We start from the raw sequence: 25,345 nt of genomic DNA on the forward strand, positions 1-25,345 counted from the left end.
CCGCCTCGCCTCACTTGCCCGCCTGCGCGACCGCACCGCTGGCCTGTTCGTCCTTGGCCGCGGCCGTGACCTCGCCCTTGCGATACTTGTCGAGCACGACGTCGCGACGCTGGGCGTCCGGCGGCCCCATTGTCGCGGGACGCAGCAGGTCGCTCGGATTGGCGATCTGGGCGGCCATGTTCGCGGTGGTGGCGCAGCCGAAGTTCGCCTGGACCTCGTTGGTTCGCGAATGGGCGATGTTGGTCCATTCCCGCCCGCAGTTCGGCACGGTCACCGAATACTGCTGGCGCGTCAGCATGAGCGGTGCGGCGCGATCGCCCTTGGCATCGTAGCCCATGACGCTGACATCGGCGTTGGAGACGCCCTGATCGAGCAGGTAGCCACGTACGTGCTCGGTCGACCGCGCCACGGCCGCAGCGTCCGGCCCGCCGACCGGCGCACGCAGGACAATCGGCCCGCCCTCGGCACGCCAGCCCTCGGCGAAGTCCGCCAAGGCGTCAGACTGGGCGGCGGAAAGCCCCTGGCCGTGCACGGCCAAGCGGATCTCCTGCGGCTGGCTCTTCACCTCGGCGCGCCAGAGCTCAGTGGGCGTCCGCGGCGCGTCGGCCTTGCCAACGGGCGGCGGCGCCTGGGTCGCGCAGGCGCCGAGCGTCAGCGCCGCAAGCGAGAGGACGAAGAGGCGGGATGTGCTCATTCGATCACGTAGCCGTACGGCCCCTGGTAGGTGCGCCCGGCGGGGGCGTTCGGATTGGCCTTGTAGGCCTTGGTCAGCGAGCCCATCAGCACGGTCGACATGTCGTCGGCGATAATCAGGCCGTCGACCGGGGTCTGCAGGCGGTCGGGGCTGACGGGATTGACCAGATACGGCGTGACGATCACCACCAGCTCGGTCTCGCCGGCCAGGTAGTCGCGCGAGCGGAACAGGCTCCCGAGCACCGGCAGGGTGGTCATGCCCGGCAGGCCGTCGAGGTTCTGCTTGGTCTTCTCCTGCAGCAGGCCGGCGATCATCATCGCCCCGCCGGACGGCAGCTCGACCGAGGTTTCGGCCCGGCGCACGATCAGGGCCGGGATGGTCAGGGCCGTGCCGGCGGCGCCGTTGTTGATCGTGAAAGCGCCCTGGCTGGTCACCTCCGACACCTCGGTCGAGACCTTCAGGGCGATACGGCCGGACGACAGCACGATCGGGGTGAAGCCGAGGCCGACGCCGAAGGGCTTGAATTCGACGCTGATCGAGCCGGACCGGTCCTGAGCCACGGGGATCGGGAACTCGCCGCCGGCCAGGAACTTGGCCGACTCGCCGGAAACCGCGGTCAGGTTCGGCTCGGCCAGGGTCCGGACCAGACCGACGCGCTCGAAGGCCTTGAGGGTCGCTTCGCCCTTGTTGAGACCGGGGCTGCCGGCGGTGTCCTTCAGGGTGGCGGTGTCCCAGTTGCTGGCCTGGGTCGCGTCGCGCACCACCACGTCGCACATCTTCTGTGGGTCGAAGCTGCAAGGAAATTGCATGACCGGCTGCTTGGTGGTGTTGGTCTGCCAGCCGCCGGACACGCCCCCCAGCAGCGAGCCGTTCACGCCCCAGGTCGGAGAAACCCCGAACAGGTACTGGGTCTCGCCCAACTGCCCCAGCACGGCGTTCAGGTTGAAGCCGAGCTGCTTGATGACGTTGCGCTGCATCTCGACGATGCGCACCTTCAGCATCACCTGGTCCTTGCCGGCGATGGCCAGCATGTTGACCACCTGCTCCGGCTTTTCGACCGCGGCGCGGGCGATCTGGGCGGCGCGGTCGGAGTCGGCGAGGTTCGCGACCTGGCCCGACAGGATCAGGCTGCTGTTCATCGCATCGACCTTGACCCGCGCGCCCGGCACGAGGCGATTGATGGTCTGGGCGACGGAGGCGGGATCCTGATCGACCCGGACGTCCAGCGACAGGATTCGCCGCCCGGCGGCGTCGAAGAACACCGCGTCGGTCGAGCCGTTCTTCAATCCCATGATGATGATGCGCCGCGGCGAGCGCAGCATGGCGTCGGCGACGGCCGGGTTGGTCACCAGCACGTCGCGCACGTCGACCGGCAGTTCGACGATCGCCGACTTGCCGTTGGGCAGGGTCAGGGATTGGGTCGCCGGTCCACCGGAAAGGTTGACGCGCACGACCGCGGCCTGGCCGGCGACGCCGGCGGCCATGGCCGGCGCGGCGGCTTCGACCGACTGCGCCGAGACGGCGACAGGCGCCAGCAGGCTGGCGCCGAGGGCGGCAAGGGCGATCAGGAAGCGCGGGATCATGGGTTGGACACCTCGGCGATTTCTCCGGCGCGGAACACGCGGACCCCCTGGCTGTTGTTGCGGGCGGTCTCGCCGCGGCCCGGCCCGCCGCCGATGTCGGCGTAGGAGCGCAGGGCCAGCTGGATTTCGCCCTGGGCCTTGCCGCGGGCCATGACCTCGGCGTCGGAGGCCGGGACTTCGAGGGTCGCGACGCCGCCGACGATGGTCTTGGCGTCCTTCCCAGGTTCGATGCTCTGGTCGATCGCCAGGACGCGCAGGTTTCGCATCAGCACTTCGGTGACGAAGACCTTGTTGTTCCCGTCGCCGACCTGGCGGCTCTGCAGCACGTCGACGCGGTCGCCGGGCAGGATGAAGCCGCCGGCGGCGGTCTCGGCGTTGATCGGGACGGCCATGGCGCGCATGCCCGGCTGCAGCACCACCGCCATGAAGCCGCTCTGGCCGGCGCGCACGACCTTGCGCGCCACCACCGGTTCGCCGGCGGCGAGGGCTTCCTTGACGATCGCGCCTTCGAAGGCCTGCATCGGCCCCTGGGAGCTGATCACGTCGGAGGCGGCGCGGGCAGCCTTCTGCACGGCCTTGTCCGGCATCTGGGCCGGCAGGGCCGGGGCGGCGCCGTCGGTGACGAAGGAGGCGTTGAGCGCGTCGGCCGGCCAAGCCTGCCAGGTCAGGTCGGCGACGGTGAGGCGCGTGCCGATCGGCAGGTCGCGCTTGGCGACCAGAACCTGGGCGACGGGACGCGGCGGCGGAGCGGGCGCGGCGGCGACCGGTTCGGGCCGCTTCGGGGTCGCCATGCTGCGCACGACCAGCGCCATGCCGATGGCGGCGACGAAGGCGATGGCGAGAATGGCGATACGGACAGGTGCCATGAATGCGCGCTCGAGACGCCCGCCGGGCGGGCCTGAGACGCCTGCGTCCGCGTCCGCGTCCGCATGCGATTCGGTCTGTCAGCCTTTTGCCGACCTCCGGTTAATTGCCGCGCGCATGGTTAACGCGAACTAAAGCGGCGTTTACAAACCGCCCCAGGCGCGCATCAGGGCCGTCCCCGGAAAAGCCGCCATGGCGCCGACCGCGATCGCGACGCCGTAGGGCACGCTTTCGCCGGGCGTCGCCAGTCGTCCCATCCAGGCCGGGCCGCCGACCACAAAGGCGCGCATCCACATCGAGCGCAGCCCGATCAGGGCGAGAGCCAGGGCTCCGCCGGCGATCGCCGTATAGACCAGATAGGGAAGGACGGCCGGCCAGCCGAGCCATAGTCCGGCCGCGGCGAACAGCTTGGCGTCGCCCCCGCCGATCCAGCGCAGGGCGAACATGATCACGCCCATGACCAGGGCCGCGGCGCCGACCGCCGCGTGAAGGCCGATCTGGGGCAGAGAAAGGCCCAGGGCGAGCGCCGCCGGAAAGAAGGCCAGGATCAACAGGCCCGAGATCCAGTTGGGGATGGTGAAGCTGGTCACGTCGCGCAGGGCCGCGACGATCACCAGCACGGGGAAGACCAGCAGCAGGACGGCTTGCAGGATCGGAGGCATAGGCGGCGGCCCGGGAATTGACGTTCGCCGCGCAGATTGCCCCAGAGCCGTGAACGGAGGGTTGAAACGCAAGAGGGCCGCGACATGCGCGGCCCTCTCGTTCCGCCCCGCGCCATATGGTGCGGGGCCTGCGGGCGGGGCGTAGGCCGCAGCGGCGTTCGCCGCCGCGGCGCGGCGCCCTCGGAGAGAACCTCGCTTAGGAAGTCTTCTCGAGCTGGGTCTTGATGTTGTCGAACGCAGTGGTCAGGCCGCCCTTCAGGGTGCCCATGACGGTCACCAGCACGACGGCGATGAGCGCGGCGATCAGGCCGTACTCGATGGCGGTGGCGCCGGACTCGTCCTTCATGAAACGCGAAACGAACTTCGACATGGCTCGATCTCCTTTAGCTAGCGAGCAGACTGATGAGGTCGGGCTTGTCTGCTCGCCTCGAAACGCAGGCCAATATTCGCGCCACTGCACTTAATCTGCACAAAAGAAGTTTGGTTACTTTGGGATCAACACCAACCGCTGGAAACCATCCGAGCGCGGGCACGAAAAAAGCCGCCGGGACGCCGGCGGCTTCTTTTCTTCCAACATGGCCGGCCCTTAGGGCTGCGGCATGGCGTTGGCGACCGTCTGGAAGGTGTTGGTCAGCGCCACCTTCACCGGCGCCATCACGCTTACCAGGATGATGGTGATCAGCCCCGCGATGAGGGCGTACTCCACCGCGGTGGCGCCGGCCTGGTCGGCCAGGAACCGTTTGAGAAAGCTCTTCACCCCAACTCCTCCCCGGTCGCGATCCAGTCCAAAACGCGAAACCGCGGCGGCTTTCGCCGCCGCGGCGCAGCGTTCTCGAAGACGATCCGGTTAGGAGGTCTTCTCAAGTTGGGTCTTGATGTTGCCGAACGCGGTGGTCAGACCGCCCTTCAGGGTGCCCATCACGGTCACCAGCACGACGGCGATGAGCGCGGCGATCAGGCCGTACTCGATGGCGGTGGCGCCGGACTCGTCCTTCATGAAACGCGAAACGAACTTCGACATGCTCGATCTCCTTTTATTGGCGAGCAGATTGATGAGGCATCAAACCCACAATGGTCTGCTCGCCCCGAAACGCACGAGGACCTTCGCAGAGCGCGCTTAATCTCCAGTAAACAGCGAACGGTAAATCTATCTAAACTTATGGTTTACTTTGATTTACTGTAAATATTGATTAACCAAGCGGGGAAAAGCCGCCGAATCCACGGAATCGACATAATGATTCTCGCGCACACGAGGCGCGAAAATTCAGGCTTTATTGACCATTCCGGCCGAGTCTGCGGGTGACGGAAACTCTTCTCGGAAACCGCCATGCGTGGCTCGGCAGCCGGCTTCATCAGCGCCCTCACCCTCGCCTTCGCCGCCGGTCCGGCCCTCGCGGCCTCGACCATGGTGGTGCCGATCGACCAGAGCGCAGCCGTCTCCCTGCCCCGCGGCACCCGCGACGTGCTGATCGGCAACCCCGCCATCGCCGACGTCAACGTGCTGGACCCCGGCAAGGCCATCGTGCTGGGCAAGGGCTACGGGGTGACCAACATGATCGTGGTCGACCAGCTGGGGCGCACGGTCATGGAGCGGCAGATCGTCGTCACCGCCCCCGAAGGCCGTGTCTCGGTGATCCGCGGCTCGAAGGTCGACGATTACGCCTGCGCCGGCGGCTGCGAGCGCGAGCAGCGCAAAGCCCCGGCCGGCGATTCAGCTAAGCCTTAAACCTCCGGTTAGGCAGACTTTCGTAGGTTCGGGCGACCGAGCCGACGGAAGCCCTATGCGCCGCCTTGCCTGCAGACTTCGCGCCCTCTCCCGCCGCCTGGCGGAGGACCGCAAGGGCGCGACCGCGATCGAGTTCGCGCTGATCAGCATCCCGATGATGATGCTGATGCTGGGCGTGATCGAGCTGGGCCTGATCCTGCTGGTCTCGGTGACCCTGGAGACCGCCACCGAGTTCACCGCCCGCGACATTCGCACCGGCGTATTCCAGATGAGCGGCGCCAACAGCAAGAACGACTACAAGGCCAAGGTCTGCCGCAACATGAGCTGGCTGAGCGGCATGTGCACGACCAAGCTCTATGTCGAGACCCAGACGTTCGACACCTTCAACAGCGCCGGGGCCTCGGCGCCCGCCGAGCCCAGCGCCTTCGACCCGACCAAGACCTGCTGGTCGCCGGGCAATCCCGAGGACATCGTGCTGGTCCGGACCTATTTCGAATGGCCGATCATCACGCCGCTGCTGAAGCCGGTCTTCACGGACTACGGGAGCGGCGCACGGCTGCTGAGCTCGGCGCGGCTGTTCCGCAACGAGCCGTTCAATCCGAGCCTAAAGAACGCCGGCGCGAAAGGCTGAAGCTGACGCGGTGCGCGCGCGACCGGAACGGCGCGGCGGCGGTCGAATTCGCCCTGACCATTCCGGTCATGATCCTGCTCTACTACGGCATGGTCGAGGCCACCCAGGCGCTGCTGGTCAACCGGCGCGCCAGCTATATCGCCACCGCCGTCGGGGACCTGGTCACCCAATCGGCCCAGGTGCGCGAGAGCGACGTCACCGACATCTTCAAGGTCAGCTCGGCGGTGATGAAGCCGTTCCCGACCTCGGCGCTGGGCATGCGGATCACCAGCATCCAGTTCGACAACAGCGGTGTGGCCAGCATCGCCTGGACGCGATCCAGCGGCACGATCCCGGCCATGGACCTCAGCACCATCGACCCGAAGTTGAAGGTGCCGAACACGGCGCTGGTGCGAGCCGAGACCCGCTACACCTATTCGACGCCGTTCCAGAAGATGATGCCGGGCGTGTTTACCTTCAAACACAAGATGGACCTGCGCCCGCGGTCCGGCGTGGCCATCCCGATCATCAGCTGATCGCGGCCGCGAGACGGCCCGTCAGCGGCGAGACCGGGAGGTCGAAGCCGTCGAGGCCGGCGATCTCGCGCACCCCGATCAGGGCGTTGGTAAGGAAGGCCCCGTCGGCGCGAGCCAGTTCCCCCGGATTCGCCCGCACCTCGGCGACGTCGAGGCCCATAGAGCGCGCAGCTTCGATCACCCGCGCGCGGACGGTCCCGGCCAGGATCCCGCAGTCGAGGCTGGGGGTGAAGAGCCGCCCGCCCCAGACCCAGAAGACGTTGGCCGCCGCCGCGCAGGCGACGTCGCCGCGGCCGTTGAGCATCAGCGCCTCGTCCACCCCGGCCCCGGTCGCCTCGGCGCGGGCCAGGACATTGTCGAGATAGGAAAGCGTCTTCAGCCGCGCCGCGGGCGAGGTCTCGCTGCGACGGACGGTGCTGGTGATCAGGCTGGCCGGGCCCAGCGGCGCAGATGCCGGCGCGGCGGTGGCGAACATCCTGACCTGAAGCTGAGCGGGCCGGTCGAGGCCGCGGCCGCCCGATCCGGCGGTGAGCGTCAGCCGCACCGCGACCCGCGGCGCCGAAACGCCGGCCAGCGCCTGGCCCATCAGCGCCAGCGCCTGGGCGCGGTCGGGCGGCGGCAGGCCGAGCGCCGCGCAGCCGGCGCTCATACGGTCGAGATGGGCCTCGGGCCGCACGAGCCGGCCGTCCACAGCCAGCAAGGTCTCGAACAGGCCGTCGCCCAGCAGCAGGCCGCGGTCGTCGCCGGGAATTTCCGGGATCATGGGCAGGGCTCCGTGAGGGCGCGGGCGATGGCGGCGATCTTGGCGGCGGTCTCTTCGCGTTCGGCGACCGGCTCGCTGCCCTCCACGAGCCCGGCGCCAGCTCGCGCCTCGACCCGCCAGCCCGCCGCAGTCTCGACGCAGGCGGCCGTGCGGATCAGGACGCTGGAGTCGAGATCGCCGTCGAAGCCGAGCCAGAAGAGCGAGCCGCAGTAGGGACCCCGCGGGGATTCGAGCGAGGCGATGACCTTCATGGCCTGGACCTTGGGCGCGCCAGTGATCGAGCCGGGCGGGAAGGCGGCAGCCAGCAGGTCGGCGGCGCCGCGCCCCTGCGCCAGCCGTCCGGTCACGGTCGAGACCAGATGATGGACGTTGGCGAAGGTCTCCAGGGCGCACAGCGCCGGGACGCGCACGCTGCCCGGCGCGCAGACGCGGGCCAGGTCGTTGCGCATCAGGTCGACGATCATCAGGTTCTCGGCCCGGTCCTTCTCGCTCGCCAGCAACTCGGCGGCGAAGGCGGCGTCCTGCGCCGGGCTAGCGCCGCGGGGACGCGTGCCCTTGATCGGCTGGGTGAGAGCCGAGCGGCCGCGCACCTGCAGGAAGCGCTCGGGCGAGTTGGAGACCAGGGCCAGGCCCGGCAGGCGGAGATAGGCGGCGAACGGCGCTGCGCTCTGGGCGGCTAGGCGGGCGAGGAGGTCGAAGGGTCGCGCGTCCGGCGAAAGCTCACCGCCCCAGGCGCGGGCGATATTGGCCTGGAAGATCTCGCCGGCGCGGATGCGGGTCACCACCTGGGCGACCGCCGCTTCATAGGCCCCGCCGTCGCCTTCGACGAGACCGGCGGTCAGGGGGCCGTGCGAAGGCGGCCGGGGCGGCGCCTCGAGCCAGGCGAGGGCCGCGCGGGCGCGGGCGCGGGCGGCCGCCGCGTCCTCGCCACGGCCGATGGCGAGGACGCGGCGCTCCACGCTGTCGAAGGCGAGCACGGCGGAGTAGCGGGCGGCGGCCAGGTCGGGCCAGTCCGGCTGGCGGGCGAGGCCGAGCGCCTCGATGCGATCGCCGAGCTCGTAGGCGGCGAGGCCCACCACCCCGCCCTGGAACGGCGGCCCGTCCGGATCGCGAGGCTGCACCGGCCCGGCCAGTTCAGCCAAAGTTGCAAACGGATTGCGCGGATCGTCGGGCGTGAGCAGCAGGGTCGCGTCCGGATCACGCGCGACATAGGACCAGCGCCCCGCCTCCCCAGCTCCGCCGGAAACCAGACCGACGGCGAAGGGCTCGTCGGCGAAGGCCGAGAGGACCTCCACCGGATCGCGCCAGTCCGCCGGGAGCTGCACCACGCACCGCATGGTGCGCGCCTTAGCGCCGCGGCGCGGTGAGGGGAAGTCAGATGCGGCGCCCGCCGCCGCGCACGAACAGCAGGCCCAGGAAACCGACGCCGAGGAGGATGGTCACGGTGGCGAAGCCGCCCTGCTGGCTCTGGGTCAGCTTGGTGCCCCAATTGACCATCATCGGCCCCAGCCAGCCGGTGGCGACGCCCGACAGGGCATAGACCCCGAAGAAGGCCCCGGTCTGGTCGGGCGGGGTGATGCGGGTCAGCATTGTGCGGCTGGAGGCGTACTGGGCGGTGATGAAGACCGCATTGGAGAAGCCGATCAGGATGAATATCCACTCGGGCAGGGTGCGGAACACCGGCCCGTTCCACATCGGAGCGTGGGCGGCCGCATCATAGGCCCAGACGTAGAGGATACGGTCGGGCGCCATGCCCAGCATGGCGATGATGCCGAGCAGAGACATGAAGATTTCGACCCGCACGGCCCCCTTGGGGCCGAGGCCGGCGTCGAGCCAACGGCCGACGAAGCCGCCGAACACCGCGAGGATCGAGAGCACTATGCCGTAGAGCAGCATCTCGAGCGCGCCCCACTTCATCACGCCGATGGCGTAGAGCCCGGCATAGATGAGGATGGCGTTCATGCCGTCGACATAGAACATGCGGCTGACCAGATAGACGGCCGCGTCCTTGTAGCGGCGCACGGTGGCGATCATTCGGAACAGCTGCACCGCGCCATTGCGGAAGGCGGTCAGCATCGGAATGCCGGTCTTCGGCGCGTCGGGTGTGAAGAAGAACAGCGGCAGGGCTCCGATCGCGAAGATGCCGGCCGCCAGCAGAGCCACGACCCGCTCAGGCTCGTGCGCGGCGGGGTCGAGGCCGAACAGCGGCGCCTTGGGCACCCAGGCCCAGTCGACCTTGCCCGGCAGGGCGAAAGCCCAGGCCGTAAAGGCCAGCGCCACCACCGAGGTCAGGTTGCCGAGCGCCAGCGCCAGGCCCGAGGCCTTGTGTGCTCCGTTCAGGCCCGCGGCGCGGACCAGCAGCGAATTGTGCAGCACCTCGCTGAAGGCGAAGAGCAGGCCGATGGCGGTGGTCAGCAGCATGACCATGGTGACCGAGACGCCCGAACCGTCGGGGCGCGCCCACCAGAGGGCGACGATCATCGGGACCATCAGGGCGACGATCAGGCCAAGCCATCCCTTGCGCGGCCCGAGCTGGTCGATCGAGGCGCCCAGCAGCGGCGCGGTCAGCATCACCGCCCAGCCTGCGTACTGGCTCCAGCGGGAGATGATCTCCTGCCCGCGCACCGGGTCGCCGACCATCGCGCCCGCCACATAGGGCATGAAGATGTAGATGGTGATCAGGATCACATAGGGATTGCGTGCGCCCTCGAAGAGCGCCCAAGCGGCCCTGCCCCTGGTCAGGCGGCCATCGCCCATCACCTCGGCGTCGATAGGAAGATCGGCGACGGCCCCCGATCCAGCGGCTTCCACGCTACTCACCTGCGGCCTCCCGACACGACCGCACGACGAGGCGGACTTGTGCAGACGTTACGCCTTCGGCCGGCCTTGGGGAGAGGAAATCGCCAGTTTTCTGACTAAGCGGTCTCTCGCTTGGCCTGGGCCTTGCGCGGTTCTTCGGCGAGGCGGGCGTGGCGCAGGGCGGTGATTTCGCCGATCACCGACAGCGCGACCTCCCACGGCGCCTTGCCGCCGATGTCGAGGCCGATGGGGGCGTGGAGCTGCTGCAGCCGCGCCTCGGGGAACCCCGCGGCGCGCAGGGGAGCCAGCCGCTCGGCCAGGCGCTTGCGCGCGCCCAGCAGCCCGACATAGCCGGCCGCGGAGGGAAGAGCGGCGGCCAGGGCCTCCTGGTCCATCTCCAGATTGTGGGTGGCGATGGCGATCGCGCTCCAGGCGTCGGTCCCGATGGCGGCCAGGGCGGCGGCCGGATCGTCGCGGCGATAGGCGACGCCTGGCAGCGGCGGCGGGGCCTCCGGCCCCTTGGGCCGCACCAGGGTGGTCTCCATGCCGGCCTGGGCGCCCAGCGAGGCGATGGCCATGGCGGTCGGATCGGCGCCGATGACGATCAGGCGCGGAACCGGGTCGAAGGCCTGGACGATAGCGCCGTCCCAGGCGCGCGCGTGCGGGCCGCAGGCGCGGCGGCGTCCGTCGCTGACCCACACGGTCGGCCGGCGCGCCTCGTAGGCGGCGAGCAGTTCGGCCAAGGCCGGATCCTCGGCCTCGATCTTCTCGACGAAGATCTCGATGCGCGCACCGCAGAGCAGCTGGATATCGGGCCAGGGGCTGCCGGCGCCGTAGACCAGGCGCCGAGGTTCTCCGTCCTCAAGGCAGGCGAAGGCATGGTCGGCCACATCGCTCTCCACGCAGCCGCCGGAAAAATAACCGGCGACGACGCCCGGCGCGAAGACCATCTGGGTTCCGGGCGGGCGCGGACCGCCGCCTTCGACCGAGATCAGGGTGGCCAGAGCCAGCGGCGTTTTTCCTTGCCGGGCCTGGCGTAGGGCCGGTCGGACATCCTCGGCCATGCCGAACAGCGGCCATTCGGGGAGCGGGTCACGCATGGCTCGACTTTAACTCCCTGGAAAGGTCCTAGACACCGGTTCTTTAGGCATTGCCGTGAAGATGGGCGCTCCCAGCTTTCGTATCCAGCGTTCCCGGCTTCATGATCTCACCGCTCTCCAAGCTTGGCCTCGGCGCCGCGCAGTTCGGTCTCGACCAGACAGCCCTGGTGCGCGGCCGCGCGCCTCAGGCCGAGGCCCGCGACATTCTGGACATCGCCGCCCGCGCCCAGCTGAGCGTGCTGGACGTCGACGGCCATTCGGCCGTGGCGGAAGCCGCGCTCGGCGAGATCATGCCGCGCCCGAACCCGTTCAACGTCTCGATCTCGACCGTGCGCCCCGATCGCGGGCCGGACTATGTCGAGGCCGAGGCCCGCGCCGCCCTGCGCCGTCTGGGCGTCGAACAGGCCGACGCCATCCTGGTGCCGTGCGCGGCCGATCTGTTCGGCCCCTACGGCATGGCGCTGTGGAACCGGCTGAAGGCGATGAAGGACGCGGGCCTGACCCGCAAGATCGGCGTGGCGGTGTTCGCCTCCGACGACCCGCTGGGCGTGGCCCGTCGCTTCCGCCCGGACGTGATGCAGGCGCCAGCCTCTTTGCTCGACCAGCGGCTGCTGCTGGACGGCACCCTGGCCGCCCTGACCGGGCTCGGCATCGAGGTGCACCTGCGCTCGATCTTCCTGAACGGCCTTTTGTTCCTGCCGCCGGACCGGGCGCCGAACCATCTGAAAGCCGCGGCCAGCCGCATTTCGCGCGCCCGGCGGATGATCGCCGAGGGCCGCTCGGATCCGCTGCAGGCGGCCCTGGGCTTTGCGCTGTCGCGCGTCGAAGCGGCCAAGGTGCTGGTCGGCGTCACGTCCGCCGCCGAAGTCTCGGCGGTGATCGCGGCGGCCTCCAGCCCGCCGCCGGATTTGGATTGGGACGAGATGGCGATCGACGATCCGGTCGCCCTCGATCCCCGCGCCTGGGCCGCCGCCTAAGTCGCGCGCCCCGCGCTCCTGGGGGGAGCCGCACCATGATCCTCGCCGTCCTGCAATCCCGGATGACCTCCGCACGGCTGCCGGGCAAGGCGATGGCCCCGCTGAGGGGCGAACCGATGGTCTGGCGCCAGGTCGAGCGCATCCGCCAGGCGCGGAGCCTCTCGAAACTCATCGTCGCCACCAGCGTCGAGCCGGTGGACGATCCGCTGGCCGCCTTTCTGGTCTCGCGCGGCCAGGCCGTGCTGCGTGGAGCGGCCGGCAATCTCTCCGAACGTTTCGCTCGCGCGCTTGAGGCCGCCGGACCGGTGAGCCACGTCGTGCGCATCAAGGGCGACTGTCCGTTCGTCGATCCGGCGATCATCGACAAGGTGGTGCGGGAGGCCCTGGACAGCGGGGCCGCCTACGCCTCCAACCGCCGGCTGCGCAGCTATCCGCGCGGGCTGGAGGTCGAGGTCGCGACCGCAGGGGCGCTGGGCGTCGCCCTGGCGGCCACGGACCCCGAGGACGCGGCGACCGCCTCCCCCTTTGCGCGGGTGCGCGAGCAGGCGCAGCCGCAGGCCCACTGCGTAGCGCCGCGCGACCTGTCGGGGCTCGACTGGCGGGTGAAGACGCCGGCCGACTACGGCTTCGCCCGCGCGGTCTACGACGCGCTCTACGACGCCGACCCGGGCTTTTCGATGCAGGACGTGCTGGACATCATCCAGGGCCGCCAGGACCTGGCGCGCTGGGCGGCGTAAAGACCGCCGTTCATTCCGTGTCATCCCGGTTTCGGCGACGCCGAAGACCGGGCCCCATTCGCGCCTGAGCTTGGAGAATGAGGCGCGGCCCAGCCGCGTCCTGCCCCCATCCGGTGTTCATGGGTCCGGGTCTTGCTTCGCAAATCGGGATGACATGCGAGAAATTGGCCCCTACCGCTTGGCCCAGGCGCCGAAGGGATCGACGAATTCCTTGCCGAGCGCCTCGGCCACGGCCGGGTGGGTGACGGCCCCTTTCAGGACATTGAGCCCCTTGGCCAGGTGTGGATTCTCGCGCAGGGCGGCCAGGCCCTTGTCGGCCAAGGCCAGGCCGAACGGCAGGGTGGCGTGGACCAGGGCCTCGGAGGAGGTACGCGGGGCCGCGCCCGGCATGTTGGCCACGCAGTAGTGGACGACGCCATCGACCACATAGGTCGGGTCGGCGTGGGTGGTCGGGTGCGAGGTCTCGAAACAGCCGCCCTGGTCGATGGAGACATCGACCAGCACGCTGCCCGGCTTCATCCGCTGCAGGTGGTCGCGCCGGACCAGCTTGGGCGCCGAGGCGCCGGGCGTCAGGACCGCGCCGATCACCACGTCGGCCTTCAACACCTCCTCCTCCACCGCATCGAGGGTTGAGTAGCGAGTCAGGATCCGCCCCTGGAACAGGTCGTCGATCTGACGCATGCGCGGGATCGAGCGCTCGACCACCACCACCTCGGCGCCAAGGCCCGCGGCCATGCGCGCGGCGTTGATGCCGACCACCCCGCCGCCCAGCACGCAGACCCGCGCCGGCGGCACGCCCGGCACGCCCGAGATCAGAAGGCCCATGCCGCCGTTGTGCTTGAGCAGGGTCTCGCCGGCCGAGAAGACCGCGATGCGGCCGGCGACCTCGGACATCGGCGCGAGCAGCGGCAAGCCGCCGGCCGCGTCGGTCACCGTCTCGTAGGCGATGGCCGCACAGCCCGACTTCAGCAGCCCCTCGGCTTGTTCAGGGTCGGGGGCGAGGTGGAGATAGGTGAAGAGGATGTGGTCGTCGGTCAGCCGCACCCATTCACCGGGCTGCGGCTCCTTGACCTTCACGATCAGCTTGCTGTCGCCAAAGACCGTCTCGGCGTCGGGCGCGATGACCGCGCCGGCCCGGACATAGGCGTCGTCGGCATAGCCAGCGCCGGTCCCGGCCCCGGCCTGGACCATCACCTCGTGGCCCTTGGCGACGTATTCACGGACCGCGGTGGGGGTGAGGCCGACCCGGTGCTCGTTCGGCTTGATCTCACTGGGAACACCGACCTTCATCCGCCGCCTCCGTTGGGATTTCCTGCCGCTGGCCGCGGCATTGGAGGGCATAACGAATTCAGGTCAAGACAGGACGCAGGCGGCCATGCCTTCGCGGTTGATGGTCCCGGCGGCGCGGGTGATCTTGCCCGAGCGGCGCTTCACATAAGGGCCGGGCCGGGCCGCCTTCCACTTGAGCGGGCTGGGCAGGATGGCCGCCAGGCGCGCAGCCTGGGCCGGGGTCAGCTGGTCGGCGCCGACCCCGAAATTCTTGCGGGCGGCGGCCTCGGCCCCGTAGACGCCGGGCCCCCATTCGACCGAGTTGAGATAGACCTCCATGATCCGCGGCTTGCCCCAGATCACCTCGATCAGCACGGTGAAATAGGCCTCCAGTCCTTTGCGGACGTAGGAGCGGCCCGGCCACAGGAAAACGTTCTTGGCGGTCTGCTGGCTGATGGTCGAGCCCCCGCGCAGCTTGCGGCCCTTGGCGTTGCTTTCGAACGCCTTCTCCATGGCGTCGAAGTCGAAGCCGTTGTGATCGCAGAACTTGGCGTCCTCGGCGGCGATCACCGCGCGGACCAACTTGGGCGACATGTCGTCCAGCGAGCGCCAGCGGCGATCGAAGCCCTTACCCTCGAACACCCGCTGGATCATCAGCCAGGTCACCGGCGGCGGTACGAAGCGGTAGATGGTGGTGACCATCACCGGCCCGATCAGCCCGAACACCAGCACCAGCAGCAGCACGCCGCGCAGCAGCCGCCCCAAGAACCCCTTCGACGCCCTAGCCAAGACCCTTGCCCTTACCCCACGGCGAGATGTTAGCGATGCTTCGCCGTCTGGTCATCCGCCGCAGGGGCTTGAGAAAACTTGAACGTCACCGACGCCGTCGCCGCCCGCACCTCGATCCGCGCCTTCAAGCCCGACGTCCCGCCCGCCGCGATCGTGCGCGAGATCCTGGAGGCCGCCGCCCGCGCGCCCTCCGGCGGCAACCTGCAGCCCTGGCGGGTCTACGCCCTGGCCGGCGAGCCGCTGGCGCAGCTGAAGGCCGCGGTGGCGGCCAATCCGATGGGCGAGCCGATGGAGTACGACGTCTATCCGCCGGATCTATGGGAGCCCTTCCGCACCCGGCGGTTCCAGAACGGCGAAGGGCTCTACGCCTCGGTCGGCATCCCGCGCGAGGACAAGCCTGCGCGCCTGCGCCAATTCGCGAAGAACGGCGAGCTGTTCGGCGCGCCGGTCGGCCTGTTCTTCTGCCTCGACCGCAAGATCGGCCCGCCGCAGTGGTCGGATGTGGGCATGTACATGCAGACGGTGATGCTGCTGGCGACCGAGCGCGGCCTGGACACCTGCGCCCAGGAGTACTGGGCGCGCTATCCGCGGACCCTGGCCGACGTCCTGGGCCTGCCGGACGACCACATGGTGTTCTCCGGCATGGCGCTGGGCTGGCGCGACGAGACCGCCCCGATCAACAGCTTCCGGTCCACCCGCGACCCGTTCGAGGTCTGGGGCGAGCTGCGGGGATTCGACTAGACGCTCGCCACGCCGGCCGCGCCGTCCTCGTCGCCCCAGGCGACGCGCAGGCCGTCCTTGCTCATGGCCAGAGCGGTGATTTCGGCGCCCTTCTCGGCCTTCAGCGGGACGATCTTCTGGCCGGCCAGGTCGCAGGCCCAGACCCGGCCGTCGTCGAGGCCGGCGCAGACCCACTGGCCGCCCGGCATGCCGTCGACGCGCAGGACCATGGCGCTCTCGTCGAATCCTACCTCGGCCGCCTGCTTGCCCATCGGGCCGGTCGCGCCCGCGAAAGGCCAGGCCACCAGGCCGTTGGCGCCCGAGGTTATCAGGAGCTGGCCCTTGGCCACGAAGGCCAGGCTCTTCACCTTCACCGGGTAGCCGCCCATGCGGAGGTTCTTGTCGTCGGCGACGCGCCAACCGTGCAGGGCGTTCTCCTGCATGGCCGACATCAGGAACTTGCCGTCGGGGCTGAAGGCCAGGCCCACATGGCTGCCGGCCCACTTCAGGACATAGGGCTTCTGCTCGGCGATCTTGGCGTACCAGAGCCAGGCGCCGCCATAGGTGGCCGCGGCGATCCGCCGGCCCTTGGGCTCGAAGGCGACGGCGGCCACCGACTTCTCATGGACGAAGACGCGCGAGAAGGCCGGGTCTGCGCTGTCGCGCACGTGTAGCTCCTTGCCCGCGGCGAAGGCGATCAGCCTGGACTCGGGAGATGCATCGATCGCGTCGATCCAGCGGCCGGCGACCTTGGCGATCTCCTGCGCGCCCGACGGGCGGCTCCAGACCAGGCGGCCGTCGTCGCCGCCGGTCAGCAGGCCCTCGCCCGAGGGATGCAGGCAGGCGCAGAGGATCGCGCCGTTGTGCGCCTCAACGCTCTGGCCCGACTCGAATCGCACCGTGCCGTCGCCAAGGGCGAAGACGGCGGTTCCGTCCTTCTGGAACAGGGCCGCGGTGACATAGGCGTCGAACTGGAAAGTCATGGCGCGGGTCATACCTGCCTAACATCGGTCTTGGCGAGAGGCGGAATCGCGCAGATTCCCGCCGCGGAATCAGGCGCCCGGCCAGAGTCTGCAAACCAAGGCGGAAAAGTTCGCAGGTTCGGGCTTTACAAGCGCATTTTGTTTAGCGAAGGGTGTCAGCGACTGTGCAGCGGCCCCAAAGTAGGGGCCCTAGGGAAGGAAATTCATATGGGTGCGAAGCTGGGCGGCGGAGGCGGAAGCCGTTTCGACCTCGGCCAAAACAGCGACATCAACGTCACGCCCTTCGTGGACGTGATGCTGGTGCTCCTCATCATCTTCATGGTGTCGATCCCGGCCGCGACCGTGTCGATCAAGCTCGACCTGCCGCCGGCGGTTCCGCCGCCCCCGGGCACGAAGGTCGAAGAGCCGACGCTGATCAACGTGCAGCAGGGCGGCAAGCTGTTCATCGGCGACCAGCCGACCAGCCTCGACACCCTGACCGCGGACCTGACCCGCATCCTGAACAAGCCTGAGCCGACCGAAGAGCGCGTCTATATCCGCGCCGACCGGACCGTGCGCTACGGCGACTTCATGGCGGTGATGAACACCCTGCAGGGCAACGGCTTCTACCAGGTCGCCCTGATCAACGAAGAACTCTAAGAGCTCTTCGGACCAGAACCGAAAAGCCCGCCCAGGGAAACCCGGGCGGGCTTTTTGCTGTCTTGAGTTTCGCGAGAGCGCCAGATGCTCGCCCTTCTCCCCTTGCGGGAGAAGGCGGCCCCGCGCAGCGGGGTCGGATGAGGGGTCTTCAACGCGATGACGGAGAGGAGCGGGCGCAGACAGGCCCTCCTCGTCCGTCAGGCTTCGCCTGCCACCTTCTCCCACAAGGGGAGAAGGCAAGACGATCCTAGGCCGCGCAGGCCTCGAAGCCGGCCCGCAGCTTGGCCTCGTCCAGGTTGCGGCCGATGAAGACCAGGCGGCTGTAGCGCTTGTCGCCGTCCTTCCATTGTCCCTGGAATTCGCCCTCGAGGATCATGTGCACGGCCTGGAACACCAGGCGGCGGTCCTCGCCCTCGACGTCGAGGATGCCCTTGGCGCGCAGGATGTCGGGCCCCTGGTCCTGGAGGACCTGGTTCAGCCAGTTGGTCACCCGCTGGCCGTGGATCGGCCGGTTCAGCGTGAGCGAGATCCCGCGAATGCCCGCTGCCGCCGCATGGTCCTGATGATCATGGTGGTGGTGACCGTGGTCATGATCGCCGTGGTGATGATGATGGTCGTGATCATGGTCGCAATTCTCGTCGTGAACGTGGCCTTCTTCGCCGTGCGGCGGGTTCAGGAAATCGGGGTGGACCTCGGTAATGCGGCCCAGGTCGAAGCCGCCGCGGCCGAGAATGGCGTCGAGCGGTACGTTCGAGCGCTGGGCGCGGTGGATCGGAGCCAGCGGATTGAGGCGGCGGATCGCGGCCTCGACGTTCTTCAGCTCCTCCTCGGAGACCAAGTCGGTCTTGTTCAGCACGATCTGGTCGGCGAAAGCGATCTGCTCGACCGCCTCCTTGGAGTCGGCGAGCCGCAGCGGCAGGTGCTTGGCGTCGACCACAGCGGTGACGCTGTCGAGCTGGGTCTTGGCCTTCACGTCGTCATCGACGAAGAAGGTCTGGGCCACCGGGCCCGGATCGGCCAGGCCCGTGGTCTCGACGATGATCGCGTCGAACTTGCCCTTGCGCTTCATCAGCCCTGACAGGACGCGGATCAGGTCGCCGCGCACCGTGCAGCAGACGCAGCCGTTGTTCATCTCGAACACTTCTTCATCGGCCCCGACGATGAGGTCGTTGTCGATGCCCACCTCGCCGAACTCGTTGACGATGACGGCGTAGGTCTTGCCGTGGTCCTCGGTGAGGATGCGGTTGAGGAGCGTGGTCTTGCCGGCGCCGAGATAGCCGGTGAGGACGGTGACGGGTGTCTTGTCGGTCATGGACGCCATCTAGTCATTGAATGCGGCGAAGGGAACAGGCTGCGGCCTTCCACCGCTTGACCATTATAGAGTGTTATCGAATAACGCCGCCCCCCGGCCGCAGAACAAGGGTCCGCTTCGGTTCCCGACCGCCGCCATGCTAATAGAGCGACCGTGACCGCCTCCGCGCCCGAACGCCAAGGACCGATGGACGCCTTCCGGGGCGACCGCGTCTATCTGGGCGCCGACCACGCCCGCAACGAGCGGCGCACCTGGATCGTGGCGGGCATCTGCGTCCTGACCCTGGTGGCGCAGATCGGCGGCGGGATCGTCTTCAACTCCATGGCGCTGATCGGGGGCGGCGTGCACATGGGCGCACACGTCGCGGCCCTGGCGGTGGCGGCCGGCGCCTATCGCATGGCGCGGCGCTTCGCCCACGACCCGCGATTCTCGTTCGGCACCGGCAAGCTGGGCTATCTGGCGGGGTTCGCGAACGCCGCCGTGCTGGCGGTGAGCGCCGTGCTGGTAGCGGTGGAGAGCGGCCGGCACATGCTCTCGCCCAGCCCGGTGGCCTATGACGGCGCCCTGGCGCTGGCGGCGCTGGCGCTGGTCGTCAACCTGATCTGCGTGTGGCTGTTGCGGCCGGTGCACGACCACGCCAACGACAAGGAAGGCGACCTGAACCTCTCGGCCGCCCACCTGCACCTGGCGGGCGACGCCGGCGTCTCGGCGCTGGCGATCATCGGACTGGGCTTGGGCCGCGTCTTCGACTGGCCCTGGGCCGACGCCCTGGCGGGCTTGGCCGGGGCGGCGCTGCTGGCCCACTTCGCCTTCCGTCTGCTGGTCCGCACCGGGGCGGTGCTGCTGGACGTCAATCCTTCGCCCGAGCTGACCGCCGAGATCCGCCGGCGGCTGGAGAGCGAGGGCGAGCGGCTGATCGACCTGCACCTCTGGAAGCTGGGCCCCGGACACCACGCGGCGATCGTCGTGGTCGAGGCCGGCGGGCCCCAGACCGCCGAGGCCTATCGCGCGCGCCTCGCGGGCCTGCACGGATTGAGTCATGTGACCGTGGAAACACGCCAAACGCGTTGACTCTCAACGGCCCCTCTGTATAAGTCCGCGCCTCTCGCCCGCGGGCTATCTCGCGGGCGCAATCCATTTTGCTATAAGTCCTAAGGCGCAACGATGTACGCGGTGATCAAAACCGGCGGAAAGCAGTACCGGGTTCAAGCCGGTGACCTGCTGGTCGTCGAAAAGCTCGACGGTGAACCCGGTGCGGAAGTCGCGTTCGGCGACGTCCTCATGCTGGGCGACGGCGAGGCCGTGACCCTCGGCGCTCCGCTGGTCGACGGCGCGAAGGTCTCCGCCACCCTGATCGAAACCCGCAAGGGCGAGAAGGTGAAGATCTTCAAGAAGATCCGCCGCCAGGGCTATCGCCGCACCCGCGGTCACCGTCAGTCGGAAACCGTCCTGCGCGTCACCGCGATCGACGGCGCCGGCAAGTCGGCCAAGTGGGACGGCAAGGTCGACCTGACCTCGAAGGCCCTGCTGGACGCCCGCGCCCGGAACCTGAAGAACGTGGTCGCCGAGCTGGAGGCCGCTGCGGCTCCGGCCGCCGAAGCGCCGGCCAAGAAAGCCGCGCCGAAGAAGGCCGCCGCGCCGAAGGCCGAAGGCGAAGCGAAGGCTGCGCCGAAGAAGGCCGCCAAGAAGTCCGACGACGCCGCCGAATAAGCGCGTCCTAGAGAGTTAGGAGAGAGCTATGGCTCACAAGAAATCTGGCGGCTCCTCGCGCAACGGTCGCGACTCGGCTGGCCGCCGCCTCGGCGTCAAGAAGTTCGGTGGTGAAGCTGTCGTTGGCGGCAACATCATCGTGCGTCAGCGCGGCACCAAGTTCTTCGCCGGCGAAAACGTCGGCATGGGCAAGGACCACACCCTTTTCGCCACCGCCGCGGGTTCGGTGAAGTTCATCACCAAGCGTGATGACCGCACCTACGTGAACGTGGTCGTGCCGCAAGCGGCCGAATAATCAGGCGAACCTCTTGAAACCGGGTTCGCCGCAAGGCGATCCGGGCAGGAAGCTTCCGAGGGGGAGTCCGGACCGCCGGACTCCCCCTCTTCGTTTTCTGCAATAGGCCCCCAAAAGAGGGCCGGGAGGCAAGCCAATGTGCGCGATCGAACTGGAGCCCGTCATCACCACGCAGCGTCTGCGGCTGCGTAAGCCCCGCCGCAGCGACGCAGCCCAGCTGGCGATTCACGCCAACGACTTCGACGTGGCCCGCATGACCACGGGCATGCCCTATCCCTACGGCGTCGACCACGCCGAGGGCTTCCTCGAGAAGACCAGCGAGGGCGACCCCGCACGCGAGGCGGTGTTCGTCATCGACCACCCGGACCACGGCGCGATCGGCGTGCTGGGCTTCCACACGCAGGAAGGCCGCGATTCCGAGATCGGCTATTGGCTGGGCCGGCCATGGTGGGGCGAAGGCTACGCCACCGAGGCGGCCAAGGGGGCCCTGATCTGGGCCCATCAGGCCTGGGGGCGGCGTTTCATGCGCGCCGGCCACTTCACCGACAACCCAGCATCGGGCCAGGTGCTGTGCAACGCCGGCTTCCTCTATACCGGGGACGTCGAACTGCGCAGCAGCGTCGCCCGCGGCGGGCAGGCCACGCCGACCCGCATGATGGTGTGGCTGGCGTGACACCACGCCGCCGATGAAATGAAGCGCTCCGCGGCCCCAAGGCTCGACGGAGCGCTTCCCATGCTACAAAAGGCCCCGATGAAGTTTCTCGACCAGTGCAAGATCTATATCCGCTCCGGAAACGGCGGCGGCGGCGCTGTGTCGTTCCGCCGCGAGAAGTACATCGAGTACGGCGGCCCTGACGGCGGCGACGGCGGCAGCGGCGGCGACGTCTGGATCGAGGCGGTCGACGGGTTGAACACCCTGATCGACTATCGCTACCAACAGCACTTCAAAGCCGGCACGGGCGTGCACGGCATGGGCCGCAACCGCCACGGCGCGGCCGGCGAGGACGTGGTGCTGAAGGTGCCGGTCGGCACCGAGGTCCTCGATGAGGACAAGGAAACCCTGATCGCCGACATGGACGTCCCCGGCAAGCGCCTGCTGCTGCTGAAGGGCGGCAATGGCGGATGGGGCAACGACCGTTTCAAAGGCCCGATCAACCAGGCCCCGCGCCATGCCAATCCCGGCCAGGAAGGCGAGGAGCGCTGGATCTGGCTGCGACTGAAGCTGATCGCCGACGTCGGCCTGGTCGGCCTGCCGAACGCCGGCAAGTCGACCTTCCGGGCCGCGGCCAGCGCCGCCAAGCCGAAGATCGCCGACTATCCGTTCACCACCCTGGCCCCCAACCTCGGCATGGTCGATCTCTCGCCCAGCGAGCGGTTCGTGCTGGCCGACATTCCCGGCCTGATCGAGGGCGCCTCGGAAGGCGCTGGTCTTGGGACCCGCTTCCTCGGCCACGTGGAGCGCACCGCGGTGCTGATCCACCTGGTCGACGCCACCCAGACCGACGTCGCCGAAGCCTGGCGCACGGTGCGCGGCGAACTGGAAGCCTATGGCGAGGAGCTGGGCGACAAGACCGAGATCCTGGCGCTCAACAAGATCGACGCCCTGGACGACAGCGTCATCGAAATGCAGCGCGAGGCGCTGGAAGAAGCGAGCGGCGCCAAGGTGCGGCTCGTGTCCGGCGTCTCGGGCAAGGGCGTGACCGAGCTGCTGCGCGAGGCCTATGGCCTGGTGCGGGCCCGCAAGGCCGAGATCGCCGAGGAAGAAGCCCAGGCCATCGGCGGGACGGGCTGGGAGCCGTGAGCGAACTCACCGCCGCCAAGAAGGTCGTCGTCAAGGTCGGCTCGGCCCTGGTGGCGGGCGAGGCCGGACCCGATGCGGCCTGGCTGGCCGCCTTCGCCAGCGACGTGGCGCGGCTGCGCGCCCGCGGCCAGCAGGTGCTGGTGGTGTCGTCGGGCGCGGTGGCGCTGGGCCGCCGCCGGCTGGGCGTGGGCCGGCGCAAGCTGACCCTGCCGGAAAAGCAGGCCTGCGCGGCGGCCGGGCAGTCGGCGCTGATGCGGGCCTGGGAAGAGGCGCTGGAGCCGCACGGCATCGCCGCGGCCCAGGTTCTGATCACCCGCGACGACACCGAGATCCGCCGCCGCTGGCTCAACGCCCATGCGACGCTCTCGACCTTGCTGGCGCTGGGCGTCACGCCGGTGATCAACGAGAACGACACGGTCGTCACCGAAGAGATCCGCTACGGCGACAACGATCGGCTGGCCGCGCGCGTGGCTCAGATGATCGGCGCCGAGGCGCTGGTGCTGCTGTCGGACATCGACGGCCTCTACACCGCCGACCCGCGGAGCCATCCGGGCGCCGAACACCTGGCGCGCATCGCCCGCCTGACGCCGCAGATCGAGGCCATGGCCGGCGGCGCCAACGCCAGCGCCGGGGTCGGAACCGGCGGCATGGCCACCAAGATCATGGCCGCCCGCATCGCCCAGTCGGCCGGCTGCGCCACCATCATCACGCTTGGTCGCCGTCCTGCCCCGCTGGCCGCCATCGAGGCCGGGGAGCGGGCGACCGTGATCGAGCCTTCGGTCTCGGTGGCCGCCGCCTACAAGGCCTGGATCGCCGGATCGCTGGCCACGGCCGGAGCGCTGGTGGTCGACGATGGCGCTGCGCGGGCCCTGGCCGGCGGCAAGAGCCTGTTGGCCGCGGGCGTGAAGGCGATTTCGGGCCGCTTCGACAAGGGCGATGCGGTGCTGATCAACGACGAGGCCGGCCACGAGATCGGCCGCGGCCTGGTCCGGTACGATTCGGCCGACGCCGAAAAGATCCGCGGCCTGAAGTCGGACGCCATCGAGGCTGTCCTGGGCTTCAGCTACGGCCCGGTGGTCCATGCCGACGACCTGGCGCTGTCAGCGCGCGCGCCGGCCTAGGCTCCAGGGTCTGAAATCGGGATTGCGGATTTGCGACGGGGCTTAAACGAGCCTACTAAACCTCAAACTGAGCATTAGGGCGCGATGGACGACGCGACGGCGAGCAGGGCGCAGACAGGCGCCGGCACGGGCAGGCTGGAGACCCTGGCCGCAGGCATGCCGATCCCGTTTGGCGGCGATCGCGTGGCGTTTGTCCCCCAGGGCCTGGCCGACGCATTCAAGCCCGGCGATCGACTGGTGGTGGTGCAGGAGAGCGGCGACCTGCTGCATGTGCCCGCCGCCGTCCAGGCCATTGCGGCGGGCGCCGTCGGCCGCGCCCACGCCGCCTTCGCGGGGCTGGCGCAGGTGTCGGACGCCGCCATCACCACCTTCTTCGAGGCCTTCGCCGCCAACCTGGCCGACGACGGCGCATGGAGCGCCATCGCCAGGGCCAACGCCGAGGACGTCGCGCGCGCCCGCGCGCGCGGGCGCTCCACCACCCGCCTGGCGGTCAGCGAGGCGATGCGGGCCGACATGATCCACGGCCTGCGGGTCTGGCGCGACACGAAAGGCGGTCGCGGCCGCATCGTCGAACAGGTCGTTCACCAAGGTTGGACCATCGACCAGGTGGCCGCGCCCCTCGGCGTGGTCGGCTTCGTCTTCGAGGGCCGCCCCAACGTCTTCGCCGACGCCACCGGCGTGCTGCGCACCGGCAACACCGTGGTCTTCCGCATCGGCTCCGACGCCCTGGGCACCGCGCGGGCGATCGTCGAGCATGCGCTGGACCCGGCGCTGGAGGCCGCCGGCCTGCCGCCCGGTTCGGCCGCCCTGGTCGACAGTCCCGAACACGCGGCCGGCTGGGCGATGTTTTCCGACCCGCGCCTGGCGCTGGCTGTGGCCCGCGGCTCCGGCCCGGCCGTGGCCCAACTGGGCGCCATCGCCCGCCAGGCCGGGACTCCGGTCAGCCTGCACGGCACGGGCGGCGCCTGGATGACCGCCGCCGCGGACGCCGATCCTGAGCGGTTCAAGGCCGTCGTCTACCACTCGCTCGACCGAAAGGTCTGCAACACCCTGAACGTCTGCGCCATCGTGCGGGAGGCGGCCGCGACGCTGGTGCCGGCCTTCCTCGAAGCGCTCGACCTGGCCGGCGAGCGCCGCGCGGGCGTGAAGCTGCACGTCGTCGAGGGTTCGGAAGGCGCCCTGCCCCAGGCCTGGCGCCAGGCCCGCGTGGTCGTCGGCCGCGCCGAAGGGCCCCTCGAGGAGCCCAAGGTCGAACTCCTGCCCGAAGACCAGCTGGGCCGAGAGTGGGAGTGGGAAGAGACCCCGGAGCTGACCCTGGTGCTGGTCGAGTCGGTCGATGAAGCGGTCGCCCTGTTCAATCGCTACAGCCCGCAATTCGCCGCCACCCTGATCTCTGAGGACGCGACCGCGCACGAGCGGTTCTACGGCGGGGTCAACGCCCCGTTCGTCGGCGACGGCTTCACCCGCTGGGTCGACGGCCAGTTCGCCCTCAGCCGCCCAGAGCTCGGCCTGTCGAACTGGGAGAATGGGCGCCTGTTCGCGCGCGGCGGCGTGCTGTCGGGCGACGGCGTCTTCACCGTGCGCGCCCGCGTGCGCCAGGCCGACCGCAATATCGACCGCAATCCGGCCACGGCGAAGACGCTTTGAGCCCGAGA

The 25,345-nt window shown here is 69.3% G+C and carries 29 protein-coding genes; 14 read left to right on the top strand and 15 right to left on the bottom strand.

Annotated elements, in window-relative coordinates; genetic code table 11:
• Window positions 1-10 precede the first annotated feature (10 nt).
• The 7 genes from ACE3T2_RS06695 to ACE3T2_RS06725 form a co-directional block, all read right to left on the bottom strand.
• Window positions 11-694, bottom strand: coding sequence for a CpaD family pilus assembly protein (locus ACE3T2_RS06695; RefSeq protein ID WP_374655980.1), 684 nt, complete (start codon window positions 692-694; stop codon window positions 11-13).
• The gene (locus ACE3T2_RS06700; protein WP_374655982.1) at window positions 691-2,277 is read right to left on the bottom strand and encodes a type II and III secretion system protein family protein; all 1,587 of its coding nucleotides are present in this window, start codon (window positions 2,275-2,277) and stop codon (window positions 691-693) included. Before ACE3T2_RS06700 ends, ACE3T2_RS06695 begins: the two co-directional genes overlap by 4 nt.
• Window positions 2,274-3,143, bottom strand: coding sequence for a Flp pilus assembly protein CpaB (cpaB, locus tag ACE3T2_RS06705; RefSeq protein ID WP_374655984.1), 870 nt, complete (start codon window positions 3,141-3,143; stop codon window positions 2,274-2,276). The genes ACE3T2_RS06700 and cpaB overlap by 4 nt, the downstream gene beginning before the upstream one ends.
• Window positions 3,144-3,284: 141 nt before the next feature.
• Window positions 3,285-3,803: a prepilin peptidase gene (locus ACE3T2_RS06710; protein WP_374655986.1), complete on the bottom strand. Its 519-nt coding sequence runs from the start codon at window positions 3,801-3,803 to the stop codon at window positions 3,285-3,287.
• Between the two features lie 196 nt (window positions 3,804-3,999).
• Window positions 4,000-4,173: a Flp family type IVb pilin gene (locus ACE3T2_RS06715; protein ID WP_374655988.1), complete on the bottom strand. Its 174-nt coding sequence runs from the start codon at window positions 4,171-4,173 to the stop codon at window positions 4,000-4,002.
• Between the two features lie 216 nt (window positions 4,174-4,389).
• A complete protein-coding gene (locus tag ACE3T2_RS06720; protein WP_374655990.1) occupies window positions 4,390-4,560 on the bottom strand; it encodes a Flp family type IVb pilin in 171 nt (56 codons plus the stop codon).
• Window positions 4,561-4,650: 90 nt separating this feature from the next.
• Window positions 4,651-4,824 (bottom strand): Flp family type IVb pilin, encoded by a 174-nt coding sequence (locus tag ACE3T2_RS06725; RefSeq protein ID WP_374655992.1) that lies wholly within the window; start codon window positions 4,822-4,824, stop codon window positions 4,651-4,653.
• Between the two features lie 306 nt (window positions 4,825-5,130).
• Between ACE3T2_RS06725 and ACE3T2_RS06730 the strand changes: the two genes are divergently transcribed.
• The 3 genes from ACE3T2_RS06730 to ACE3T2_RS06740 are packed head-to-tail and all read left to right on the top strand — an operon-like array spanning window position 5,131 to window position 6,675.
• Window positions 5,131-5,529, top strand: coding sequence for a pilus assembly protein N-terminal domain-containing protein (locus ACE3T2_RS06730; protein WP_374655994.1), 399 nt, complete (start codon window positions 5,131-5,133; stop codon window positions 5,527-5,529).
• Window positions 5,530-5,584: 55 nt separating this feature from the next.
• A complete protein-coding gene (locus tag ACE3T2_RS06735) occupies window positions 5,585-6,160 on the top strand; it encodes a TadE/TadG family type IV pilus assembly protein (RefSeq protein WP_374655996.1) in 576 nt (191 codons plus the stop codon).
• Window positions 6,161-6,162: 2 nt separating this feature from the next.
• Entirely contained in the window at window positions 6,163-6,675 is a 513-nt protein-coding gene (locus tag ACE3T2_RS06740) for a TadE/TadG family type IV pilus assembly protein (RefSeq protein WP_374656066.1), read from the top strand.
• Here ACE3T2_RS06740 and ACE3T2_RS06745 read toward each other — a convergent pair.
• The 4 genes from ACE3T2_RS06745 to ACE3T2_RS06760 form a co-directional block, all read right to left on the bottom strand.
• Window positions 6,668-7,438, bottom strand: a complete 771-nt coding sequence (locus tag ACE3T2_RS06745) for an aminotransferase class IV (protein WP_374655998.1) — start codon at window positions 7,436-7,438, stop codon at window positions 6,668-6,670. The genes ACE3T2_RS06740 and ACE3T2_RS06745 overlap by 8 nt on opposite strands.
• Entirely contained in the window at window positions 7,435-8,775 is a 1,341-nt protein-coding gene (locus tag ACE3T2_RS06750; protein WP_374656000.1) for an anthranilate synthase component I family protein, read from the bottom strand. The genes ACE3T2_RS06745 and ACE3T2_RS06750 overlap by 4 nt, the downstream gene beginning before the upstream one ends.
• Window positions 8,776-8,812: 37 nt before the next feature.
• Window positions 8,813-10,258, bottom strand: a complete 1,446-nt coding sequence (locus ACE3T2_RS06755; RefSeq protein WP_374656002.1) for an MFS transporter — start codon at window positions 10,256-10,258, stop codon at window positions 8,813-8,815.
• A 95-nt stretch (window positions 10,259-10,353) separates the two neighbouring features.
• Window positions 10,354-11,337, bottom strand: a complete 984-nt coding sequence (locus tag ACE3T2_RS06760; RefSeq protein WP_374656004.1) for an XdhC family protein — start codon at window positions 11,335-11,337, stop codon at window positions 10,354-10,356.
• A 101-nt stretch (window positions 11,338-11,438) separates the two neighbouring features.
• Here ACE3T2_RS06760 and ACE3T2_RS06765 point away from each other — a divergent pair, with 101 nt between their 5' ends.
• A complete protein-coding gene (locus ACE3T2_RS06765) occupies window positions 11,439-12,314 on the top strand; it encodes a bifunctional regulator KidO (protein WP_374656006.1) in 876 nt (291 codons plus the stop codon).
• A gap of 35 nt (window positions 12,315-12,349) precedes the next feature.
• Window positions 12,350-13,051 (top strand): cytidylyltransferase domain-containing protein, encoded by a 702-nt coding sequence (locus tag ACE3T2_RS06770; RefSeq protein ID WP_374656008.1) that lies wholly within the window; start codon window positions 12,350-12,352, stop codon window positions 13,049-13,051.
• A gap of 171 nt (window positions 13,052-13,222) precedes the next feature.
• Here ACE3T2_RS06770 and ald read toward each other — a convergent pair whose 3' ends face one another.
• Both ald and mtgA read right to left on the bottom strand, forming a co-directional pair.
• The gene (ald, locus tag ACE3T2_RS06775) at window positions 13,223-14,341 is read right to left on the bottom strand and encodes an alanine dehydrogenase (protein ID WP_374656010.1); all 1,119 of its coding nucleotides are present in this window, start codon (window positions 14,339-14,341) and stop codon (window positions 13,223-13,225) included.
• Window positions 14,342-14,404: 63 nt separating this feature from the next.
• Window positions 14,405-15,109, bottom strand: a complete 705-nt coding sequence (gene mtgA, locus ACE3T2_RS06780) for a monofunctional biosynthetic peptidoglycan transglycosylase (protein WP_374656012.1) — start codon at window positions 15,107-15,109, stop codon at window positions 14,405-14,407.
• 78 nt (window positions 15,110-15,187) lie between these two features.
• Here mtgA and ACE3T2_RS06785 point away from each other — a divergent pair, with 78 nt between their 5' ends.
• Window positions 15,188-15,850 carry a nitroreductase gene (locus tag ACE3T2_RS06785; RefSeq protein ID WP_374656014.1) on the top strand — a complete coding sequence of 221 codons (663 nt, stop codon included), beginning with the start codon at window positions 15,188-15,190 and terminating at the stop codon, window positions 15,848-15,850.
• Here the strand turns inward: ACE3T2_RS06785 and ACE3T2_RS06790 are convergent.
• Complete coding sequence (locus tag ACE3T2_RS06790; protein WP_374656016.1) at window positions 15,847-16,812, bottom strand: WD40 repeat domain-containing protein; 966 nt, start codon at window positions 16,810-16,812, stop codon at window positions 15,847-15,849. The genes ACE3T2_RS06785 and ACE3T2_RS06790 overlap by 4 nt on opposite strands.
• A gap of 207 nt (window positions 16,813-17,019) precedes the next feature.
• Between ACE3T2_RS06790 and ACE3T2_RS06795 the strand changes: the two genes are divergently transcribed.
• Window positions 17,020-17,451 (top strand): biopolymer transporter ExbD, encoded by a 432-nt coding sequence (locus tag ACE3T2_RS06795; protein WP_374656018.1) that lies wholly within the window; start codon window positions 17,020-17,022, stop codon window positions 17,449-17,451.
• 247 nt (window positions 17,452-17,698) lie between these two features.
• Here the strand turns inward: ACE3T2_RS06795 and ACE3T2_RS06800 are convergent, their stop codons facing one another.
• On the bottom strand, window positions 17,699-18,772 hold the full coding sequence (locus ACE3T2_RS06800; protein ID WP_374656020.1) for a GTP-binding protein: 1,074 nt from the start codon (window positions 18,770-18,772) through the stop codon (window positions 17,699-17,701).
• A 144-nt stretch (window positions 18,773-18,916) separates the two neighbouring features.
• Here ACE3T2_RS06800 and dmeF point away from each other — a divergent pair, with 144 nt between their 5' ends.
• From dmeF to ACE3T2_RS06835, 7 genes are all read left to right on the top strand, one after another.
• Window positions 18,917-19,834 carry a CDF family Co(II)/Ni(II) efflux transporter DmeF gene (gene dmeF, locus ACE3T2_RS06805; protein WP_374656022.1) on the top strand — a complete coding sequence of 306 codons (918 nt, stop codon included), beginning with the start codon at window positions 18,917-18,919 and terminating at the stop codon, window positions 19,832-19,834.
• 93 nt (window positions 19,835-19,927) lie between these two features.
• Entirely contained in the window at window positions 19,928-20,473 is a 546-nt protein-coding gene (rplU, locus tag ACE3T2_RS06810; RefSeq protein WP_374656024.1) for a 50S ribosomal protein L21, read from the top strand.
• Window positions 20,474-20,501: 28 nt separating this feature from the next.
• The gene (rpmA, locus tag ACE3T2_RS06815) at window positions 20,502-20,768 is read left to right on the top strand and encodes a 50S ribosomal protein L27 (protein WP_374656026.1); all 267 of its coding nucleotides are present in this window, start codon (window positions 20,502-20,504) and stop codon (window positions 20,766-20,768) included.
• Window positions 20,769-20,904: 136 nt separating this feature from the next.
• Window positions 20,905-21,441, top strand: a complete 537-nt coding sequence (locus ACE3T2_RS06820) for a GNAT family N-acetyltransferase (protein ID WP_374656028.1) — start codon at window positions 20,905-20,907, stop codon at window positions 21,439-21,441.
• Between the two features lie 78 nt (window positions 21,442-21,519).
• Window positions 21,520-22,569: a GTPase ObgE gene (gene obgE, locus ACE3T2_RS06825; protein WP_374656068.1), complete on the top strand. Its 1,050-nt coding sequence runs from the start codon at window positions 21,520-21,522 to the stop codon at window positions 22,567-22,569.
• Window positions 22,557-23,690, top strand: coding sequence for a glutamate 5-kinase (gene proB, locus ACE3T2_RS06830; protein ID WP_374656070.1), 1,134 nt, complete (start codon window positions 22,557-22,559; stop codon window positions 23,688-23,690). The genes obgE and proB overlap by 13 nt, the downstream gene beginning before the upstream one ends.
• Window positions 23,691-23,774: 84 nt before the next feature.
• A complete protein-coding gene (locus tag ACE3T2_RS06835; RefSeq protein ID WP_374656030.1) occupies window positions 23,775-25,337 on the top strand; it encodes an aldehyde dehydrogenase family protein in 1,563 nt (520 codons plus the stop codon).
• Window positions 25,338-25,345: the final 8 nt, after the last annotated feature.

This window comes from Phenylobacterium sp. (genome assembly GCF_041919955.1).
Lineage (GTDB): Bacteria > Pseudomonadota > Alphaproteobacteria > Caulobacterales > Caulobacteraceae > Phenylobacterium.